Raw genomic sequence first — 21,439 nt, forward strand, 5'->3', positions numbered from 1 at the left:
TTACATTATTCCAGTTTACTTCAGGATTTTGCTTATTCATAAACCTTTCTAATACTAGGTTATTTAGAAGATTTTCAACTATTTCATATACTGTATCTTCATCTGTTAACTCTATTTCATAGTAGTTACAATCTTCAAAATGTATTTCTACTATGTATCTATTTTTATCTTCTGTATCATCTATGTAAATAGTAGTTCTTTCCCTAATATCCTATCTGATATCAATTTATACATTTGTTTATTTTTTCTAAAGTTTTTGCTCTATTATTATTTGTTTGTATTTTCTTTTCATATTAATTATCCTTATTATCTTGTCTATTTTGTTAATATCACTTATTGCAATCATGTTATAATATTTCATATAGGAGGTGTTAGTATGAGTGCAAAGAAAAGATTACTAACTTATTTTTTAGAAAACGTTGGTATTGAATTAGATAGAGATTCGTTAAGCGCTATTGCTAATGTACATGACTGGCAGAGATCTATTAGGTCTTTACGTTCTGATGATGGTTGGCAAATAGAGACTACATCAAAAGGATATATACTTACATCCAAAATACCTATAGATAGTGGACGTAAACGTGACCCTATAAATCAAAAGCTTAGATATGCAGTTCTTCATAGAGACAACTCTACTTGTCAAAGATGCGGTAATACTATTGCAGATGGAATTAAACTTCATATTGACCACAAAATTCCCGTTGATATGGGTGGAAAAACAGTAATAGATAACCTATGGACACTATGTAATACGTGTAATCTAGGTAAGAAGAATTTCTTTTCAGATGATGAATCTGAAATTATGAAAGAAATATCTACATTGTCAAGTGGCTCTAAAAAATTGAAAAGATATTTTGAACTGAGACCTAACATTGTTATTGAACCTACAAAGTTGCAAATGATAAGTGGGTTAAGAGACTGGGAAAGAACTCTTAGAAAAATTCGTCAGGATAATAATATGAATATACAATGGGTTAAACCTTCTTCTGAATTCCCTATGGGTGGATATATCTACTCTATATAAATCAAAAGAGAATAAGATATTATATTATCTTATTCTCTTTTCTAAGTAATCTAGTGTTCTAACTATATATTTAGCCATTTCTTCTATCGTAGATATTGTAACTGAGTTTCCAAATTGCTTATATTGTTGAGTTTCACTTATTCCATTAGGAAATGAGAACTTATCTATACCATCTTCAACAAATGCATAATTTATAAAACCTTGAAGTTTCCCCCACTCACGTGGTGTCATCATCCTTATTCCTTCATGATTTAGTGGTGTTTTTTTAGCACCATACATTTGACCACCTATATCATCTTGATAGTCATATATTAGGTTTCTTTCTTTGCCTGACCCACCTGTAGCTAGTATTGCATTTGAGTAAAGATATTTTTTATCTTTCTTGTTTACTACTTCATACCCAAATCCATTCCCTTTTTTGCTATGATTTTCTTTATGTTGCTTTAATGTATCTAAGTATCCCTGAGCTAAATAATATTTTTTTTCTGCCTTATACTCTATCAGGTCATTTAAGTCTTGGTATATACTTACTTCTCTTTTCTCTGGCAATGACTTATCTGGTATATTATCTATATTTTTATTGTATCTTCTTTTATCAAATCCTACAATGTATACTCTTGGCCTATTTTGAGGAATACCAAAGTTTCTTGAATTTCTAATAAAGCTACTTCTATCAAATAAAATATTTCCAGCTAAATCTTTAGTTGCACCTACTACATCGTATTCTAAATCATCTATCAGTACCTTTAAGATCGTTTTAAAAGTCTGGCCTCCTTTATGAGATAGTAAGTTATCTACATTTTCTAATAGAAATGCTTTTGGTCTTGTTCTTTTCAATATATCTGCAATATCAAAGAATATAGTTCCCCTAACTTCATCTAAAAAACCTTGTTGTTGGCCAGCTCTACTAAATGCTTGACAAGGAAATCCTGCCGCTAAGATATCATAATTTGTACTTTCAAGTTTTGCCTTAAATTCTTCTGATGTTACATCTCCAAATGGATTTTCTCCAAATATATGCTCATATGTTATACATGCATACTTATCTATTTCACAAGAAGCAATATTTTCACACCTTCCTGTTAATTCAAATCCTCTTCTTATTCCGCCTATACCTGCACATAAATCTATGGTTTTATATATATATTTTTTATTAGTCTTTTTTAATTTTAAATTTTTCGCACTTCTTCTTAATCTATTTAAAATAGATGTGTTTTTGTTTTTTTTCTTCTGCTTTTTTTTTATCTGAATATATCTTGGTATGGATATTTTTCTGTTGTTCATTATTTTCTCCTTTGATAGTCTCTATACACACTATTATATCCTTTTCTGGAATATCTATCAAAAATAAGTCATATCATCATTAAATTACTGTTTTAAATTATGATTATTACAAATTCGTGCTCTGTTATTTATGATACGGTTCATTATTGTTTATTCTAAACGCTCTATAAACTTGTTCCAAAAGAATCAATCTCATCAACTGATGAGGAAAAGTCATTTTAGAGAAAGATAACTTATAATCAGCTCTGCTTAAAACCTCATCAGAAAGCCCTAAAGACCCACCGATTATGAAAGTTATATGACTGTTACCTCTAACAGCTAACTTGCTTATAGTATCTGCTAACTCTTCAGAAGATAGATTCTTACCATCAATAGCAAGAGCTATTACATAACTATTATTTTTTATTTTCCCAAGAATTTTTTTACCTTCTTTATCCTTAACAATTAACATATCCTTAGGGCTTAAATTTTCCGGACATTTTTCATCATCTAATTCTATTAAATCTAATTTACAATACTTAGATAATCTCTTTGAAAACTCTTCTATTCCTAATTTCAAATATTTTTCTTTTAATTTACCTACACTTATTACTGTAATATTCATATTATTTCTCCTTAATCCGTTCAGTTAAATCTATCTATTTTATATTATAGACATGTGATACTTCATCTCTAGATAAAACATCTAGCTTAACATCTTGTCCAACTATTATGTCATTTTGAGTTAGTATTCCCTTTGATGTTTCATATGCTAACTCTGGAAAATTATTTTCTTTACTTAAGTGAGCTAATAATATTCTTTCCGTTCCTTCTTTTATAAGCTCAACACAGAAGTTAGCTGCATCCTCATTTGATAAATGCCCTTCTTCCGACATTACCCTTTTCTTTAAGCTATATGGATAAGATCCCATTAAAAGCATATTAGGATCATAATTTGACTCTAGTATAACTAATTTTGACTTATACAAGTGTCTTTTTAAATTTTCTGTTATTGTACCTATATCTGTTGCTATAGACATTTTTTCATTATCTGCATAAAAATTATATCCAACTGCATCAGCCGCATCATGAGGTATTGAAAATGGTCTTACTATTATATCTCCTAGAGAATAAGTCTTATCATTTTCAAAAACTTTCATGTTATGGTCTTTAATATCACCTAATTTATCTTTCATTGCACACCAAGTTTTTACATTTGCAAATATAGGTATATTAAATTTTCTAGATATTATTCCAGCACCTTTTATATGGTCTGAATGCTCATGCGTTATAAATATCCCTTTTATTTTATCTATATCTGCTTCTATATCATTAAGTCCTGTTGTTATTCTTTTACCACTAAGACCTGCGTCTACTAATATCGATGTATCTTTATATCCAACATAATGACAGTTCCCACTACTTCCGCTTCCTATTGAACAGTATTTTAGCATTCGGTCACCTCGTTTTTATCATAGTCATAAATTATATTATACCAAAAAATAAGAGCATTAAATAAAAATTTAATGCTCTAGTTAAAATTTACTTGTATTCCCTTATTATTTTATCTATGTCTATCCCCTTACTATTCCATAACTCTACAAACTTAGCTGCATTTACATTTTGATATTGATATTTATTAAAATATTCTTTTAGTGTAGAGAAAAATACATCATCTCCAACTTCTTTTCTAACTGCATCAAAAGCTAATGCCCCTTTAGTATACACATTCAAGCTATAATCAATTGAGTTTTTATATTTTGTTGTAGGCTTAAATATATTTTCACTTAAATGGTGCTTAGTTTGTATTTCCATTGTTTTTATTAGTTTTTCATATATGTCTTTGCCATACTTCTCTTCAAAATATAAAACTGTAGAATATTCAGTTAGAGCCTCATCTAGCCACGGCTCACTTATTTCATCATTACCTATAACTGAATACCACCATTGATGTGCTGTTTCATGAGCTATTACATATTCTAATAAAAATTTGTCTTTTTGTGTATATAAGCTTTGATCTATCATAACTAGCATTGGATATTCCATTCCACCTATAAAGAAATCACTAGCTACTACTGAATATGTATCATATGGATATTTTCCAAATAAATCACTAAATATTCTAATTGAATCTTTTGCTATACTTGTTGCATCCTCTGACATTTTGCCATTTAAATTATATGTATTTATAGATATTCCTTTGTATGAATCTCTGTTTATATCAAATTTAGTACTTAATACAAAAGCGAAGTCTCTAACCTTTTTAGCCTCTACCTCATAAAGAACTTTTTCTCTATCTCTTTTCTCATTAACTACGTTTCCTGTGCAACCCATCTTATACTTTGTAGGTATTAATATTTTCACATAAAAATCTCCTGTATCACTATAAAATGGATCCCCTACTGTTTCATAGCTTTTTAAATTCCATCCTCTATCATCATTTACACATGCTATAGGGAACCAATTTGTTACATTTACTGTATTTTTTCCATATCCAAATCTACCTTCTGAATTTGGAATTTTTACATTGTATTTCATGTCTATAGACACTTTTTCCCCTGGTTTTAGTTGCTTGGCCAATTTTATCTCTAGTAAATCATTCTTGTCACCTTCAATTTTATATTCTAATTTCTTATCATTATTTAAAACATTTTTTAAATCTATATATCCTTCATTAAACCCATTAGGATATGCTTGTTTCATTTCTTCTTTTTCAAAAGGAGCATATTCTTTCTTGGAGAATGCATTCGGATATATGTGGAAATAAACTTTATCTAATGTGTTTTCAGTATTGTTTATATACTCTACATTTTGGTTGCACATTAATCGTTTACTTTCATCATCAAATACTACATCCATGCTGTATCTATTTATGCCTTTTTCTTGACTAGGACTAAATGTTTGTACACCTTTTTTGCTTCTTTGGGTGTATATACCCCCTCCTATCAATATGGTCAACGCCACTACTATCGATAGAATTTTTCTTACTTTTTTGTTGAAGTTTATTACCAAATTATCCCCCTCCTATTTAATATGAATAATTTGAATTTTTTTCTACAAGATAAATTTGTACCAAGTTTTTGTGATATAATTTTCTTTGGCTATTGTAGCATGTAATTAAATTTTTGATATTATGATATAATTTAAAATGAGGTGATTAAATGTTTTATAAGGAAGTTAATGAAATTGACTTAGGTGAAACTTCTATTGCGAATATCTTTATAGATATATTTATGCCAATGGCGGACGGGTTATACGTAAAAGTTTATCTTCTTGGATATAAAAGTGCTTGTGATTCCAGTTTTAATCCTAAGTTTGATAATAATTCTATTGCAAAAAATTTAAATGTACCTCTTTCTGATGTAATATCTGCTTGGAAATTCTGGGAAGGTAAAAAAATAGTTAAAATGCATAAAAATGAAGGCTATGATGATTTTGATTTTTCTATAGAGTTTTTAGACTTAAAAAGAATCTACACAGAAAATATTTCAGTTAATACAAAATCTATTAAGTCAAACTCTGACAGTATTGTTCAAGTTGGAGAAAATGAAAATATTAGAAAAATGTTTAATTCTATAAATCAAACTGTAGGAAGATATCTTGACCAGGGAGAAAAGCTTAGTATTTTAGAAATGATGAATAAATACAATATGAGTAGTGACATGATAATGTGCGCTTATGAACATGTTAAAGCTAAAACTGGTTCTTCTAAGCCTGTAAAATATATAGAAGGTATCATTAGGAATTGGTATGATGCTAATTTATATACTCCAGAAGAAGTTAAAGATAGTTTTGCTGTTAGAAGTGAACGTTATATGTTATATAAAACTATATTTAATGAATTAGGTTTCTCTAGACAACCTTCTAGAGCTGAAAAACAATTAATAGATGAATGGTTTGATAAATTTAATATGGATATTGAGCTTATACTAGAGGCTTGCTCTAAGTCTAAAAATGTTTCAAATCCATCAGTTTCTTATATAAATGGTATTATAAAAAGCTGGAACACTAAGAACATAAGGAATTTAGATGATTTAAAAATTTCTGAGGAATCTCAAAAACCTAAAGAAACATCTACTAAACATGTATCTAATTCTAGTACAAATGGAGATACTTATAAAAAAACTAAGTTCCATAATTTTAATGAGACATTTACACAATATACATCTGAGGAATTAGATGAAATAATAGAAAAAAGTCAGAAAGAGAAGTTTAGGTAGGTGAGTTAAATGAACGATGGCAAGATTAGAGATATACTTATGAAATATGAACAAAGAAGAGATCTCGATGAACTTGAGTTAGAAAATAGAAAAAAAGAAGTATATGCAAGAATACCTGAAATACAAAATATTGAGGATGAAATATCTAAAATTGGATTAAAACTTGCTAAAGCAGTATTATTAGATCCTAATTCTAGAGAAAAAATAGTTAATGAATCTAAAGAAAAGATAACTGAACTTAAATCTAAAAAAGATGAATTACTTATTAAATATGGCGTTCCTTCAGATTATCTAGAAATTAAATATTCTTGTGATAACTGTAAAGATACTGGTTTTTTAACAAATGGTCACAAATGTAAATGCTTCAAACAAGAAATTATCAATGAGGCGTACAGGATGTCTAACTTAGATAGGGTTTTAAATAACGAAAATTTTGCTAATTTTAATTTTGATATATTTTCACCTGTTAGACCAGAAGGTGCTAAAATGTCACCCAGAGAAAATATGTTAGATATATTCTCTATTTGCGAGAAATTTGTACTTGATTTTGATAAAGATAATGAAGAGAATTTATTATTCTATGGTTCTACAGGTTTAGGAAAAACTTATATGTGTAACTGCATAGCTAAGGATTTACTAGATAGAGGTTATGTTGTTATTTATCAGACTTCATTTAGAATACTAGAGATTATAGAGGATTATAAATTTAGAAAAGATCCTAATAATAAATTAGCTGATCAAAATTATAAAAATCTATTTGACTGTGATTTACTTATTATAGATGACTTAGGAACTGAACTTAATAATTCATTTACAAGTGGTGAAATATTTAATATCGTTAATACTAGATTAGTTGCTGGAAAAAAAATAATAATCTCAACAAACCTAACACCTGCCCAACTTGGAAAAGTTTATACTCAAAGAACTTTATCTAGGATTTTGGATAAATTTAGAATAACTAAATTTGTTGGTAATGATTTAAGATGGGAAAGATATAAGTAGAAGAAATAATCCTTTATTTTCTTCTACTTATTTTTTACCCAAAGTGTTAATAAATATCATATAGTTAACTACGTAACCAATATAATTATTTATCCACAGCTCAATTTTATAAAATTTACAAATTTACTTGTGGATAATATAATTTTTATCTATACGATAGTTATCCCCATTAATTTACTCAATTCTAAAGCCTGAGCTACTGTAAATTTCCCTCCATGAAGATCTTTTAACCCAACTTCTACGCCTTCTATACTACATGTTGAAAAATCAACTCCATCTAAAGAAATTCCACTAAACACAACACTATTAAAATTTGTCGACTCTATTGTTAAAGTTTCATTTTCTACATCCTGAAATACAGATCCTTGAAAATCAGATTCTATAAAACTAACACCTTTTATCTTTGAAAATGAAAAATTAGAATAAAGTCCTTTAGTTTCTTTAAAAACTACACTTTTTAAAATAGAATCATCAAATCTCGCACCAGTTAATTTACAATTTCTAAATTCAACTCTATATATTCCGCTATCTCCAAAATTAATATTAGATAAATTACAATTATCAAATATTACATCAATCATATCTATTTTTCTAAAATCACAATCATCAAAATTTACATTTTTAAATACACATGTGTTAAACCTAACTCTTACTTCTGAAATTGATTGTATTGTCGTATTTTCTATAATTTTATCTTCTATTTTCTCTTCTTCCCAAATTTTATCTATTATATCATTTGTTACTTCTAATTCTTTTGGAATTTTTGGGCTTTGAATTTTTATTTTTTTAGCCATGTTTACATCATCCGTTCTTAATTAATTTTTTTACTTTTTAAATATAACATAATTTGAAAATAAAAAAAACTCTTAGATAAACTAAGAGTTTTGATTGGAGCTAGTGATAGGAATCGAACCTACAACCTGCTGATTACAAGTCAGCTGCTCTACCGTTGAGCCACACTAGCATAAAAAATATATTAAATTGGCGACCTGGAAGGGACTCGAACCCTCGACCTCCAGCGTGACAGGCTGGCATTCTAACCAGCTGAACTACCAGGCCGCATTTATATAAATGGTGGGACTAACAGGGCTCGAACCTGTGACCCCCTGCTTGTAAGGCAGGTGCTCTCCCAGCTGAGCTATAGTCCCGGGATATTGGTGACTCATAGGGGAATCGAACCCCTGTTACCGCCGTGAAAGGGCGGTGTCTTGACCGCTTGACCAATGAGCCAAAAATGGTGATCCATCCGCGACTCGAACGCGGGACACCCTGATTAAAAGTCAGGTGCTCTACCGACTGAGCTAATGGATCATCTTCTTTTTCGTGGGTGTTTCTCTCACTCACAAAGACTATTATATTATGGGTTTATAATTTCGTCAACACTTTTTCTACATTTTTTTTATTTTTTTTTATCAGTTTAATGAATATAGCCTAGAATCCTGTAAATAACTTATATTTATATTTAATAATTTACTTTATTGAATATATTTTATACTATTTTTTTAAATTTTTTTAAATTTTTTATATTAATTTAAATAAAAAAATAAAAAATGTAGTGATAAAATACCACTACATTTTTTATAAAAATTTATATATTAAGCGAATATATTTCTTCTTATTATAGTTTGAGCTCTATTTGGTCCAACTGAAACCATATCTATGTTAACTCCAACTAACTCTTCTATTCTAGCTATATATTTCTTAGCATTTTCTGGAAGGTCTTCGTATTTTTCTACAGTAGTTAAATCTTCATTCCATCCATCTAACTCTTCATATACAGGTTCACATTTAGCTAAATCTTCTAATGATGCTGGGAAATCAGTTATTACTTCATCTCCTAACTTATATCCTGTACATATACTTACCTTATCAAATCCACTTAAAACGTCTAATAACATGAATGATATACTTGTTATTCCGTTAACTCTAGCTGCATATTTTACTATTACAGCATCAAACCATCCACATCTTCTAGCTCTTCCAGTTACTGTTCCGAACTCACGACCTTGAACTCTTATCTTTTCTCCAACTTCGTTATCTAATTCAGTAACAAATGGTCCTTCTCCAACTCTTGTAGTATAAGCTTTAACTATACCAACAACATCTTTTATCATATTTGGTCCAACACCTGCTCCTATAGAGAATCCTCCTGATGTTGGATGAGAAGATGTAACGTATGGGTAAGTTCCTAAGTCTAAGTCTAGTAATGTTCCTTGAGCACCTTCAAATAGTACTTTTTTACCTGCTTTTATCGCATCGTATACTACAACTGAAGTATCGGCAACATTCTTTCTTATTTGATCAGCATATCCTAAATATTCATTGTATATAGTTTCGAAATCAAACATAGCTTCTTTTCCATATACACCTTGAACTAATTTATTTTTAGCATCTATTTGTAATTTTAATTTCTTAGCAAATATTTCTTTATCCATTAAGTCACATATTCTTATTCCTGATCTTTCAGTTTTATCCATGTAACAAGGACCTATACCTTTTTTAGTAGTTCCTATTTTGTTATCTCCTCTAGCTTCTTCTGCTAGTGCATCTAACTCTTTATGATATGGGAACACAACGTGCGCTCTATCACTTACTTTTATGTTTGTTGTATCTATATTTTCTTTATTTAAAGTCTCTATTTCTTCTAAAAATCCTTTTGGATCAAATACTATACCGTTACCTATTACATTTATAGTTTTAGGATTTAATACTCCTGATGGTATAAGACGTAGTGCAAACTTCTTTCCGTCTACAACTAATGTATGTCCTGCATTGTTTCCACCTTGTCCTCTTACTACTACATCCGCTTGTGTAGCAAGGTAATCTATAACTTTACCTTTTCCTTCGTCTCCCCATTGAGATCCTACAATTGCTACTGTTTTCATATAATTCACCTCTATTGTATATATTCGAACACTTTACCAATACATTTTATCAAACATTCGATATATTTTCAAACTTTTTTAATTTATCGATAGGTTTAATATGTATTTTTCTATTTCATTCAAATCTTTTAATGCAGTAAATTCGTTTTCTTTCGCCTTTACTTTAGTTATATATTTTTCTATTTCTAATTCGTTAACTAAACCTAAATTTTTAATTTCTCCTGACATAGTATTTATCATCAGCAACTTAAAATCTTTTTTAACTTTTTCACCATAAATAACTAAAGTCTCTTTTATATTATTATCAACAATTCGAAATAAATTTATTTCTCTGTTTATTTCCATTATTTTTGGATATATATATAATACATTTATATTCAACACATTTTTCCCCCATAAAAAAATTTGTATTTATAAACAGTAAAAGCAAGCTAATAGCTTGCTTTTTTCGTTTATTCACATTTATCAACAGGCTATCTGTGGATAGTGTGGATAATTTTTTATGCATTTTTCAATGCTTATAAATATTTTAATACATGTATCCACACATTTCGATTTAGCCAAAAGTACGTTCTGTGGATATATGTGGATATTTTTCTACATATCTCTTGATTTATCTGCAAATTTTTGAACTTCTCCAAGCCATACTAATTCTACAGCTCCGGTTTCTCCATGTCTATTCTTTGCTATTATAACTTCTCCAATATTTTTTCGTTCAGAATCAGGATGATAATACTCATCTCTATATAAAAACATAACTATATCTGCATCCTGTTCTATGGCTCCAGATTCTCTTAAGTCTGATAACATTGGTCTATGATCAGATCTTTGCTCAGGAGCACGAGATAACTGAGAAAGTGCAACAACTGGACAATTCAATTCTTTCGCTATTATTTTTAATGATCTCGATATTTTAGAAATTTCTTGTTGTCTACTTTCATTATTACCTTCACCTTCCATAAGTTGAAGGTAATCTATAAGTATCAAATCTAGACCTTGTTCGATCTTTAGCTTTCTACACTTAGACCTTAGCTCTGATATCTTTATACCAGGAGTATCATCTATATATATCTTTGCATTTGATAAAACGGCCATAGCATCAATTATTCTAGGCCAGTCATTTTCTCCTAATTTACCTGTTTTTAACTTTTTAAGTTCAACATTAGCTTGTGATGATAACATACGCTGAACTAACTGCTCTTTAGACATCTCTAGACTAAATACAGCTACAGATGCATCACCTTTTAAGGCAGCATTTTGTACAAGATTTAGTGAAAATGCAGTTTTTCCCATTGCAGGACGTGCTGCCAATAATATCAGGTCTGTTCTTTGTAGTCCATTTATCTTTTTATTTAAATCTTTAAATCCAGTTGTAATACCTGTTATTTCAGCTTTACTGCTATACAGATGCTCTATCATATCATAAGTATCCATAAGTACTAAATTTATCGATTTAAAATCATCACTTGCTTTTTCTTGTGATATATCAAATATTTTCTTTTCTGCTTTATCTAATACATCTTCGATTTTTGTTGCTCCATCATACCCTAAGTTTATTATGTCATTAGAAGCCTTTATAAGCTTTCTAAGGACAGATTTCTCTTTTACTATATCAGCATAAAACTTTACGTTTGATGTAGTTGGTACGATAGTTGAAAGGCTTGTAATATAACTTATTCCTCCAACATCATCTAAATGTCCTTGCTTTCTTAACTCTTCAGTTAAAGTTATTAGGTCTATAGGTTCACCCTTATTACTTAATACTATCATGCATTCATATATGATTTTGTGAGCTTCTTTATAAAAATCATCTGGTTTTATAGTTTCACTTACAGTTATCATCGCATCTTTATCAAGTAATATCGATCCTAATATTGACTGCTCTGATTCCACACTATGCGGAGGAATTCTTGTCATATCCTCCATAATTTATCACCTCTAGTGTCTCTTTATTGTTTTTCTTTTACATCTACTCTCATTTTAGTAGTTACTTTTTGATGTATTTTTATATCTACCATTCTTGAACCTAATACTCTTATTGGTTCGTCTAAAGATATCTTTCTTTTATCTACTTCTATACTGTGTTGTTTTTTTATTTGCTCTGCTATTTCTTTTGAAGTTATTGATCCAAATAATCTTCCACCATCACCAGCTTTAGAGTATATAACTACATTTAATTCTTCCATTTGCTTACCTAACTCTACTGCTGCTTCATATTCTTTTTGAGCTTTTATTTCTTGAGATTTATTTTTTTCGTTTAACTCTTTCATTGATGTATTATCAGCTACTACTGCTAATTTTTTAGCTAATAGGAAGTTTCTTGCGTATCCATCACTAACTTCTTTAACTTCGCCTTTTTTCCCAGTTCCTTTAACGTCTTTTAATAATATAACTTTCATCTTATTCTTCCTCCTTCAAACATTCATATATAATATCTTTTACCATTGAGTATGCAGTTTCTATTGAAACATCTTTAAGTTGGGCTCCTGCTATATCTATATGCCCTCCTCCGCCTAGCTTCTCCATAAGTACATGTACATTTATTTTTCCTAATGATCTTGCACTTATAAATACTTTATTATCTTTTCTACCTAGAACGAATGATGCCTCTACTTCTTTTATATTTAACAACTCATCTGCAGCTTGTGCTATTACTATGTTGATATTATCTGCTTCAGTTTCTGTGTATGCTAAACATATATTATCATTTATAATTTTAGTGCTTTGTATTATTTCAGCTTTAGTTATAAAGTCTTTAATATCTGAGTTAAACAGCTTCTTAACCTCTATCGTATCAGCTCCAACCTTTTTTAGGTATGATGCTGCTTCAAAAGTTCTTACTCCAGTCTTAAATGCAAAATTCTTAGTGTCTAAACTTATACCTGCTAAAAGACCTTCTGCTGTTAGTTTATTTATCTTAACATTGTTTTCCATGTATTGAACCAATTCAGTTACCATCTCACATGTAGACGATACATATATCTCATGGAATAAAAGAACTGTATCATTTATAAACTCTACACCTCTTCTGTGATGATCTATAACTACTATTTTATCAGATATACCTAATAATTCTTGGCACTCCGTATAATTCGGCCTATGTGTATCCACAACGATAACTAGGGTATTTCTTGTACAGTTTTTTATAGCATCTTCATGATCTATAAATAAGTTCTTGTAGTATTCTGATGCTTTTAATCTTTTTACAAATTCGTCAATTGAATCATTTGAACTGTCTAATACTATATTGGCCGGTCTATTACATGATTTACATATATCATATATACCTACTGCAGATCCCATAGCATCCATATCTGGATACTTATGTCCCATTATGTATACTTGTTCACTTTCTAGTATAACTTCTCTTAGAGCATGGCCTATAAGTCTTGATTTTACCTTTGTAGTTTTTTCTACCGCTTTAGATTTTCCACCATAGAAAACAAATTTATCTTTAGTTTTTATAACAGCTTGATCTCCACCTCTACCTAAAGCTAAGTCTAGTGCTCCTGATGCAAGCTTTATATTCTCATTTATTGTATCTCCATCTACACCTATTCCCATACTTATAGTTACAGGAAGTGTATTTCCATGATCAATTTCTCTTACCTTATCTAAGATAGAGAATTTTTCACTTTCTAATTTTTTAAGTTCTTTTCTATTTAATACAAGGAAGAACTTATCCTTTGATGTTCTTTTCAAAGCACCTTTAGAGTTAAGTTCTAAAGCTGTTAAAATCTTTTCTATTTCAACATTTATTAAAGGTCTCTTTTCCTCTGTGGCACTTTTTAGTACATCATCATATCCATCAACTTGTATTAACATCAATGCATTTTTCTCTTCATTATAGCTTCTTTCTAGATTTAGATATTCTGTTTTATCTAGCCAGTATAGCATCATTAAGTATTTAGCATTTTTTTCTTTATCATTTTTTATAACATTATAGACTATTGTATACTCTTTATCCTTATATGTTATTTCTGTGTACATTTCTTTATTTTCATTTAAAACTTTTCTTAAATTTAAATTTTTCACTATATCATCTATATTTACACCCAATAATTCTGATGAATCAGTCATTTCATGAAATTTATTATTATACCAAGAAATACTGCCATCAAATTCAAGGATACATAGAGGTATAGGAAGATTCATTATAGCCTTTTTTGTTGTTTCATCTATGTCTAGAGATAAATTTTGAATGTATTTAGTCCATTCTTTTCTCCTTATATTAGTTACCCTCCAGTTATGAGATACTATATATAGGAAAATAAAGAAGAATACACATCCTACATAAATATTATAAAAAAGTAAAGCTGTACTAGCTAAACCTATAATAAGAATGTACACATTTATTTCCGGCATATTCATTTTAAAGGTCGGTTTATTCCTCATTGCTACCCTCCTTATATGGATTTATCACTTCTTACCTTTCTAAAGTCAATTATACTATCTAACATACCCACAAAAGTTACTCCTATAAATCCAAATATAGATAATATCAATCCTGATATAAATACATTTTTTATTTGATTTTGTTTAAACCATTTCTTTACGTAATATACAGCTACTGCTATTCCTTGTATTATAAATAAGAAGTTAAATACCAGCTGTAAGTTCATCATTATTAAGTCTGTATGAAGTTTTATTCCCATCATGTCTATAAGTAAAACTAATAAATACAACATTAATGATGTAACAATAGCATTTCCTGGTAAATAAAAATCTGCAAATTTAGGAGCTTGCAATTTTAATTGTCTTGTTCTTCTTAATATAAAAACTTCCATATAATAAATAACAAATGCTAATACAATTCCTTGTAAAAATAACATTGCAGGAATCATATTAGTAACTAAATCTAGGAAATCTTCAACTTTTATACCTTCAGATAATCCAAGCCCTGCATTCTCTAAAATTGATGGTTGAAAATTTACAGCTTCTTTCATCATTTTTATAAAATTATCTAGTATATTGGTCCCAAAAACAAAATTTGAAACTAAATAGAAAATAATTATAGATACCACTACTGCAATAATTCCCATATATATTGGTTCAAATTTATTATTACTTTCACCATTTATATATACCCTTGCAGTTCTACCTATAACTATTCCAGGGAATGCATTTACTATACTTATACTTACCGCATATACAGGACTTGTAGTAAACATAAGAATAAAAAATGTTGCTATTAAAGCCAATACTGAATACTTATTATCCGTTAAAGTTCCTATGATTGCATAAGGAACAGGTATTACTAATACTAATATCCCTAAAAAAGGTATATATGCTGTCATCAGCGCTAGTAATATCCCCAGTGTAACTATCATAGATGCTTGAGATAGTTTTACTTTATTATTCAACTTAGATTCACTCCTTATTATCCATGTGTTTTTTTAATTCAGATAATTCACCATACCATCTTTCTACGCTATGATCTTCATTTATTCCTAGTTTTAACTTTTCTTTCACCTTATAATCTATTTCTGTAAAACTTATTCCCAATCTTTTTGCTAACAGGTATGTTATCATTATTATATTTGCTAAAGTGTCTTGTAGTGTCTCATCTAAAGGCTTTACTCCCTTAAAAATAAGATTGAACAAATCCCCTACACTAATTAACAACTCTGTCTTCATCCATTCCATTATTTTAACGTTTCTTGTTACATCGGAACTCTTATCTAATCTCACAGTTGCCCCCCTCCTTAATATATAAACATTATAACATAAATCATAACATATTTAACCAGATATACAAAAAAACGAGCCATAAGGCTCGTCCTTTTCTTAGTCTAATGTATATGGTAAAAGTGCTATGTTTCTAGCTCTTTTTATTGCAACTGTTAATTCTCTTTGGTGCTTAGCACAAGTTCCAGAGATTCTTCTTGGTAATATTTTACCTCTTTCAGTTACGTATTTTTGTAATCTTTGAGTGTTTTTGTAATCTATTCTAGCGTCTTTAGAAGCACAGAATTGACAAACTCTCTTTTTCTTACGTCTCTTCTTGTTTATCATAGTAAATTTCCCTCCTTTTTAGAATGGTATATCGTCATCATCTATAGCTTGGAATCCTTGAGGATCTAATCCTTGAGGCTCAAAACTTGGACTGAAATCCGGTTCAAATCCTTGATGATTTCCTTTATATGAACTTTCAGATTTATTTCTAGTATCTAAGAATTGTACTCTGTTAGCATTAACTCTAGTAGCTCTTCTAGTTTCTCCGTTTTGAGTTTGGTAGCTATCGATTCTTATAGAACCTTGTATAGCAACTAAACTTCCTTTACCTATATAGTTAGCGCAATTCTCTGCAGATTTACCCCAAACTTGTATATCTATAAAGTCAGTTTCTCTTTTACCATCCTTGCCACTGAATTCTCTATCAACAGCTATTGCAAAGTTTGCAACAGGAGTTCCACTTCCTGCGATGTATCTTAACTCAGGATCCCTCGTTAATCTACCCACTAAAACAACATGGTTCATAATAACACCGCCTTTTCGCAATAAAACTAGTTATTAAGCAACAACTATCATGTGTCTTATTACGTTTTCGTTTATCTTTAAGTTTCTGTCTATTTCTTTAGGAACGTCAACACCAGCGTTGAAGTTAACTAATACGTAGTGACCTTCATTGAACTTAGCTATTGGATAAGCTAATTTCTTAGTACCCCATACGTCAACCTTTACAACTTCACCTTCAGTAGCAACAACTTCCTTAACTTTGTTAAGTACAGCTTCTCTTGCTTCTTCATCAGCGTTTGGCTTTACTACGAAAACTAATTCATAATTTCTCATTATTATTTCACCTCCCTTTGGACTTAGCGGCTCTACATAAGTAGAGCAGAGAAATGAGATTCAAATCTCATACTTATCACATTTTATCACTACTAATTATAAATGTCAATTTGATTTTTTGACTCATTTTATATTATAACAAATTTTTTTGAACTTAATACGTATATATTCATTATTTATGGATAATAATATAGTTATATAGCCCCCATAACTTAAATATATTTCATCCCAATCTCCCCTAAAAAGGGTGGTCTTACGACCACCCTTTTTATTTATTTCTATATAATTTTTATTATAATTTATATAAATATTAAGCTTCTGTTGTTTCTACTTCCATATGCTTTCTTAAAACTACCCCTAATCTCTTTATACCTTCAACTATCTGATCGTCTGTTGCAGTTGAGTAGTTTAATCTAAAGCAGTTTTCTTTTCCTCCATTAGGGAAGAAAGATCCTCCTGGAACATATGCAACATTATTCTTAACACAATCTTCCATTATAACTTTAGAATTTAAATCACCTGGTAACTCTACCCAAGTAAATAATCCGCCTTCTGGATGAGTATATTCTAATCCTTCTGGTAATTCTTCTTTCATAGTTTTTAACATTAAATCTCTACGTCTACTATATACTTCTTTTAATTTTTCAACGTGTGCGTCTAAATCATATATATCCATAAATTTGCTTACTTCTCTTTGTGATATAGTAGATGCTTGTAGGTCTGCTCCTTGCTTAACGAATATAAATTTCTGTAATATTTCATGAGATGCGCATGTCCAGCCTATTCTATATCCTGGACAGAATATTTTTGAAAAACTTCCTAAGAAAATTATTAATCCTTTTTTATCCATTGATTTTAAAGATGGTAAATTTTCACCTTCAAATCTTAATTCTCCATAAGGATTATCTTCTACAACTGGTATTTCATATTTTTCTATGATTTCCATGAATTTTTTACGTCTTTCAAGTGGCCATGTTCTTCCTGTTGGGTTTTGGAAATCAGGTATTACATATATCATTTTGACTCTATCTGTAGTTGCTAATACTTTCTCTAATTCTTCCATTATCATACCATTCTTATCTGTTGGTATTTCTATGAATTTTGGAGAATATGCTTTGAAAGCATTTAATGCCCCTAAATAAGATGGGCTTTCACATAAAACTACGTCCCCTTCATCTAAGAAAACTTTACCTGCAAAGTCTAAACCTTGTTGAGATCCATTAGTTATTAATATATCATCTTTATTTACATTCGTTTTATTTTTACTATTCATTCTATCAGCTATATGCTCTCTTAAAGGTTGGAATCCTTCTGTTGTAGAGTATTGTAAAGCTGCTGTTCCTGCTTCTTCTAAAACTAAAGTTGATATTTTTTTCATTTCTTCTACTGGAAATAGCTCTGGAGCTGGTAAGCCTCCCGCAAAAGATATAACTTCTGGTTTCTCTGTAAGTTTTAAAAGCTCACGTATTTCTGATCCCTTTAACTTATCCATTCTCTTTGCAAATTTAATAGCCATAATTAAAGCACCCCCTGAAATTGTTTTCCCTACTTTAATTATAGCAACCCCTTTCGGGATTTCGATACTAACTTTTAAATTTTCTGAATTTTCTTTTTTTATTTAGAAGTTACTATTTTTTTTACTCTTTTTTCTAATGTTTCTCTGTCTAACATTATCATTCTAGAGCATTGTGTACATCTTATTTTTATATCCATTCCTATTCTAGTTATTTCAAATTCTTTGCAACCACATGCATGTTGCTTTTTCATTTCAACTATATCTCCTATATTAAGATTCATAGGCATATAACATCACTCCTTATCCTATTTGATTTACTTCTTTTTTTCCATCTACTAATTTTTTTATATTATATATACCTTTAAATTCAATGTTATTTGAACTTAGTATGTCTTTTACATTTTCTATATCCTTTTCTAAAAACCTAACCGATATACCACAACTTGCTGTTATCTCTCTAGGTGTTGGTAATGTAGTACATGTTATATTCTTTTCTCCAAACAATTTATCCGATCTTATTGCATGATGAGTTGAGTTAAATGATACTATATACATTTCATTCATTTCGATTTCCTCTTTCTAATTATTTATTTTTAATTTTTCACTTATATAATTTTTATCAAAGTAAGGCTACATAGTCAATATGTAGCCTTACTTTATTATCTATATAGTTATAGTTTGTGATGTATTTTTCATTATATCCACTATATTATACATATTAGTAACCGTTCCCACTTCTAATGTATCTTTTAATCCATAGTAGTCTAAACAAGTACCACAAGATAAAATTTCTACTCCACCTTCTTCTAATATCTTTAAGTTTTCTATAGTTGCTTTATTTTGTGCAGTAAGTTTAACTCCAGAATTTACAAACACTATGTACTTAGGGTATGGTTTTGATTCTGTTAGTGTATATATAAACCCTTTTATAAGGACTTCTCCTAATTCATCATTTCCTGATCCCATTTTATCTGATGATATATATATACATTTATTTTCTAATTCACTTTCATCTTTTACTTGTACTACTGTACCTTCACCCTTCTTAACTTCTATTATTATTAAATTTTCTTCTTCTTTTATTATTTTAGTTTCACAATTTGATGATTTAGCTAGTTTTAATATGTTTTCTTTAGCTATTGAATTATCTACTGTTACTACTACTGTTCCATCTTCCATTTTATCTAGTTCTTTTTTTGTATTTATAACTGGCTTAGGGCATGCTAAACCTCTCGCATCTATTTCTATTAACAATTTACCCATCCTCTCTTTATCTTTATTCAACTCAATTCTATCATATCTACATTTTAACCAGCTATAGATTGTTTCTATATATATATAGATATGATTAATTGTAATAAAAAAGTTGCCTACAATTATATAATTTTTTAATCTTAGACAACTCTTTATTGTTTTATTTTATAATTTCTAAGTGCTTATATAAAGCTACACCTTTTTGGTAGTATTCTAACTCTTTTTCCTTAGATATATCTGAATATAATTGACCTAAGTCTAAGTATAATCCAGCAAGTATGTCAGAATTGCCTAACTCTGATATTATTTTTGTACACTTTGTTAGGTATTCTATTGCTAATGTATTTTCATTTTGAATTTTATGCATATTTGAATATAACTTTAATGCTTGGTATTCATTAAATCTATTTTTAGATTTTATAGAACTTGCTAAAGCTATTTTGCAATATTTTTTAGCTGAGTCATAATCCTCATTTTCTATATATGCTTCAATTATTTTATATAAGCTATTAGCAGCAGTTGAATCATCATCATTTTTCTTTATATCGTAAGCTTTATGAGAGTATTCTAACACTCCATCTATATCTCCTAGCTCTTTGTATATTTCACTTATAGTCATATATACATTAGCAATGCCAGATTTATTTTCTTCTATTTCAAGTAACTCTAATGCCTTTTTAAAGTTTTCTTTAGCATCATCATACTTACCTATATTTAAAAGATTTTTAGCTTTTAAAACTAATACTTCTACTTCTTCTTGGATATTATTTGTGCCATCGATTTCTTCTATTTTAGATATATATTCTAAAGACTTTTCAGACTCTCCTAGTTTGACATGACAGTAAGCCATATTACTATATAAATCTTTGTGTACGTCTAAATCTTCGATTTGACTTTCTGATAAAACTTCTTCCGCAAAATCAAAATGGCTTATTGCACCTTTGTAAAATTCTTCTTTAACGTAAATCTTCCCTATGTTCAGATAACACTTAAATATATTTTCTTTGTCATTATTTTTTATAAAGTAGTATAAAGCTTTTTCAAAGTTATTAACTACAAGATTATAGTTTTCTCTCTTTAAATTTATAGTTCCTAATAAAAAATTACATTTACCGTAGTTATCTATTAATTTATACTCTTTACATATTTGTATAACTTGATTTATTAACTGTTCTGCTCTATCTAATTCATTTGATTTAATATATATTTCACTCTGCAATATTAAATTATCCGTTATCTTTTTAGATTGCATTTCTTTGGTTTCTAGTAAATAATCTATACTCACATCCAACTTTTCTGATAAATAATCTAACAACTCATAACTTGTATGAGATTTATCTCTTTCTATATGACTTATTTGAGCAGCAGTAATTCTATCACCAGCTAATTCTTTTAAAGTCATATTTTTTTCTTTCCTTAACTTCTTGATTTTCTCTCCTAAACTTAGAATATCCATGCCACTTTCCCCCTTGAAACCATTTTC

The 21,439-nt window shown here is 29.1% G+C and carries 23 protein-coding genes and 5 tRNA genes; 3 read left to right on the forward strand and 25 right to left on the reverse strand.

The genetic code is table 11. The features are described 5' to 3' along the window. The first annotated feature begins 376 nt into the window (after window positions 1–376). Window positions 377–1,024 (forward strand): HNH endonuclease, encoded by a 648-nt coding sequence (locus tag NWE74_RS11420; RefSeq protein WP_258243257.1) that lies wholly within the window; start codon window positions 377–379, stop codon window positions 1,022–1,024. Window positions 1,025–1,048: 24 nt separating this feature from the next. On the opposite strand, the gene NWE74_RS11425 is transcribed toward NWE74_RS11420, so the two are convergent. The 4 genes from NWE74_RS11425 to NWE74_RS11440 all read right to left on the reverse strand — a co-directional run bounded on the left by NWE74_RS11425 (window position 1,049) and on the right by NWE74_RS11440 (window position 5,299). After that, window positions 1,049–2,308: a DNA cytosine methyltransferase gene (locus tag NWE74_RS11425; RefSeq protein ID WP_258243258.1), complete on the reverse strand. Its 1,260-nt coding sequence runs from the start codon at window positions 2,306–2,308 to the stop codon at window positions 1,049–1,051. A gap of 124 nt (window positions 2,309–2,432) precedes the next feature. Further along, complete coding sequence (gene rlmH / locus NWE74_RS11430) at window positions 2,433–2,912, reverse strand: 23S rRNA (pseudouridine(1915)-N(3))-methyltransferase RlmH (protein ID WP_092727488.1); 480 nt, start codon at window positions 2,910–2,912, stop codon at window positions 2,433–2,435. A 34-nt stretch (window positions 2,913–2,946) separates the two neighbouring features. Next, window positions 2,947–3,741, reverse strand: coding sequence for an MBL fold metallo-hydrolase (locus NWE74_RS11435; RefSeq protein ID WP_258243259.1), 795 nt, complete (start codon window positions 3,739–3,741; stop codon window positions 2,947–2,949). 88 nt (window positions 3,742–3,829) lie between these two features. Then, window positions 3,830–5,299 carry a M1 family metallopeptidase gene (locus NWE74_RS11440; protein ID WP_258243260.1) on the reverse strand — a complete coding sequence of 490 codons (1,470 nt, stop codon included), beginning with the start codon at window positions 5,297–5,299 and terminating at the stop codon, window positions 3,830–3,832. Window positions 5,300–5,448: 149 nt separating this feature from the next. On the opposite strand from NWE74_RS11440, the gene NWE74_RS11445 reads away from it, so the two are divergent. Beyond that, the gene (locus NWE74_RS11445) at window positions 5,449–6,507 is read left to right on the forward strand and encodes a DnaD domain protein (RefSeq protein ID WP_258243261.1); all 1,059 of its coding nucleotides are present in this window, start codon (window positions 5,449–5,451) and stop codon (window positions 6,505–6,507) included. Window positions 6,508–6,516: 9 nt separating this feature from the next. Beyond that, window positions 6,517–7,509, forward strand: coding sequence for an ATP-binding protein (locus NWE74_RS11450; protein WP_258243262.1), 993 nt, complete (start codon window positions 6,517–6,519; stop codon window positions 7,507–7,509). A gap of 149 nt (window positions 7,510–7,658) precedes the next feature. Here NWE74_RS11450 and NWE74_RS11455 read toward each other — a convergent pair whose 3' ends face one another. The 21 genes from NWE74_RS11455 to NWE74_RS11555 all read right to left on the reverse strand — a co-directional run bounded on the left by NWE74_RS11455 (window position 7,659) and on the right by NWE74_RS11555 (window position 21,412). Then, the gene (locus NWE74_RS11455; RefSeq protein ID WP_258243263.1) at window positions 7,659–8,303 is read right to left on the reverse strand and encodes a pentapeptide repeat-containing protein; all 645 of its coding nucleotides are present in this window, start codon (window positions 8,301–8,303) and stop codon (window positions 7,659–7,661) included. Between the two features lie 95 nt (window positions 8,304–8,398). After that, window positions 8,399–8,473, reverse strand: a tRNA-Thr gene (locus NWE74_RS11460). Between the two features lie 18 nt (window positions 8,474–8,491). Beyond that, a tRNA-Asp gene (locus tag NWE74_RS11465) sits at window positions 8,492–8,568 on the reverse strand. Between the two features lie 13 nt (window positions 8,569–8,581). Next, window positions 8,582–8,657 (reverse strand) — tRNA-Val (locus NWE74_RS11470). Window positions 8,658–8,664: 7 nt separating this feature from the next. Next, window positions 8,665–8,739, reverse strand: a tRNA-Glu gene (locus NWE74_RS11475). A 5-nt stretch (window positions 8,740–8,744) separates the two neighbouring features. After that, window positions 8,745–8,820, reverse strand: a tRNA-Lys gene (locus NWE74_RS11480). Between the two features lie 284 nt (window positions 8,821–9,104). Beyond that, window positions 9,105–10,394, reverse strand: coding sequence for an adenylosuccinate synthase (locus NWE74_RS11485; RefSeq protein WP_258243264.1), 1,290 nt, complete (start codon window positions 10,392–10,394; stop codon window positions 9,105–9,107). 78 nt (window positions 10,395–10,472) lie between these two features. Then, on the reverse strand, window positions 10,473–10,778 hold the full coding sequence (locus NWE74_RS11490; RefSeq protein ID WP_258243265.1) for a hypothetical protein: 306 nt from the start codon (window positions 10,776–10,778) through the stop codon (window positions 10,473–10,475). 213 nt (window positions 10,779–10,991) lie between these two features. Then, window positions 10,992–12,320 carry a replicative DNA helicase gene (dnaB, locus tag NWE74_RS11495; protein ID WP_258243266.1) on the reverse strand — a complete coding sequence of 443 codons (1,329 nt, stop codon included), beginning with the start codon at window positions 12,318–12,320 and terminating at the stop codon, window positions 10,992–10,994. A gap of 23 nt (window positions 12,321–12,343) precedes the next feature. Continuing rightward, entirely contained in the window at window positions 12,344–12,793 is a 450-nt protein-coding gene (gene rplI / locus NWE74_RS11500) for a 50S ribosomal protein L9 (protein WP_258243267.1), read from the reverse strand. A 1-nt stretch (window position 12,794) separates the two neighbouring features. Continuing rightward, the gene (locus NWE74_RS11505) at window positions 12,795–14,789 is read right to left on the reverse strand and encodes a DHH family phosphoesterase (RefSeq protein WP_258243268.1); all 1,995 of its coding nucleotides are present in this window, start codon (window positions 14,787–14,789) and stop codon (window positions 12,795–12,797) included. Window positions 14,790–14,800: 11 nt separating this feature from the next. Beyond that, window positions 14,801–15,757, reverse strand: coding sequence for a YybS family protein (locus NWE74_RS11510; protein ID WP_258243269.1), 957 nt, complete (start codon window positions 15,755–15,757; stop codon window positions 14,801–14,803). A 7-nt stretch (window positions 15,758–15,764) separates the two neighbouring features. Next, window positions 15,765–16,085 (reverse strand): MazG-like family protein, encoded by a 321-nt coding sequence (locus tag NWE74_RS11515; protein WP_258243270.1) that lies wholly within the window; start codon window positions 16,083–16,085, stop codon window positions 15,765–15,767. A 96-nt stretch (window positions 16,086–16,181) separates the two neighbouring features. Further along, on the reverse strand, window positions 16,182–16,409 hold the full coding sequence (gene rpsR, locus NWE74_RS11520; protein ID WP_071118875.1) for a 30S ribosomal protein S18: 228 nt from the start codon (window positions 16,407–16,409) through the stop codon (window positions 16,182–16,184). 18 nt (window positions 16,410–16,427) lie between these two features. Then, a complete protein-coding gene (locus tag NWE74_RS11525; RefSeq protein ID WP_258243271.1) occupies window positions 16,428–16,874 on the reverse strand; it encodes a single-stranded DNA-binding protein in 447 nt (148 codons plus the stop codon). Between the two features lie 33 nt (window positions 16,875–16,907). Beyond that, the gene (rpsF, locus tag NWE74_RS11530; protein WP_092727779.1) at window positions 16,908–17,186 is read right to left on the reverse strand and encodes a 30S ribosomal protein S6; all 279 of its coding nucleotides are present in this window, start codon (window positions 17,184–17,186) and stop codon (window positions 16,908–16,910) included. A gap of 310 nt (window positions 17,187–17,496) precedes the next feature. After that, window positions 17,497–18,702, reverse strand: a complete 1,206-nt coding sequence (locus tag NWE74_RS11535) for a PLP-dependent aminotransferase family protein (protein ID WP_092727778.1) — start codon at window positions 18,700–18,702, stop codon at window positions 17,497–17,499. A gap of 98 nt (window positions 18,703–18,800) precedes the next feature. Further along, window positions 18,801–18,989: a DUF951 domain-containing protein gene (locus NWE74_RS11540; RefSeq protein ID WP_258243272.1), complete on the reverse strand. Its 189-nt coding sequence runs from the start codon at window positions 18,987–18,989 to the stop codon at window positions 18,801–18,803. A gap of 13 nt (window positions 18,990–19,002) precedes the next feature. After that, window positions 19,003–19,266: a DUF3343 domain-containing protein gene (locus tag NWE74_RS11545; RefSeq protein WP_258243273.1), complete on the reverse strand. Its 264-nt coding sequence runs from the start codon at window positions 19,264–19,266 to the stop codon at window positions 19,003–19,005. A gap of 99 nt (window positions 19,267–19,365) precedes the next feature. Beyond that, window positions 19,366–19,956 (reverse strand): sulfurtransferase-like selenium metabolism protein YedF, encoded by a 591-nt coding sequence (gene yedF, locus NWE74_RS11550; RefSeq protein ID WP_258243274.1) that lies wholly within the window; start codon window positions 19,954–19,956, stop codon window positions 19,366–19,368. Window positions 19,957–20,116: 160 nt separating this feature from the next. Then, on the reverse strand, window positions 20,117–21,412 hold the full coding sequence (locus NWE74_RS11555) for a helix-turn-helix domain-containing protein (protein ID WP_258243275.1): 1,296 nt from the start codon (window positions 21,410–21,412) through the stop codon (window positions 20,117–20,119). Between the last annotated feature and the right edge of the window lie 27 nt (window positions 21,413–21,439).

It is taken from the genome of Romboutsia lituseburensis, assembly GCF_024723825.1.
GTDB lineage: Bacteria > Bacillota > Clostridia > Peptostreptococcales > Peptostreptococcaceae > Romboutsia_F > Romboutsia_F lituseburensis_A.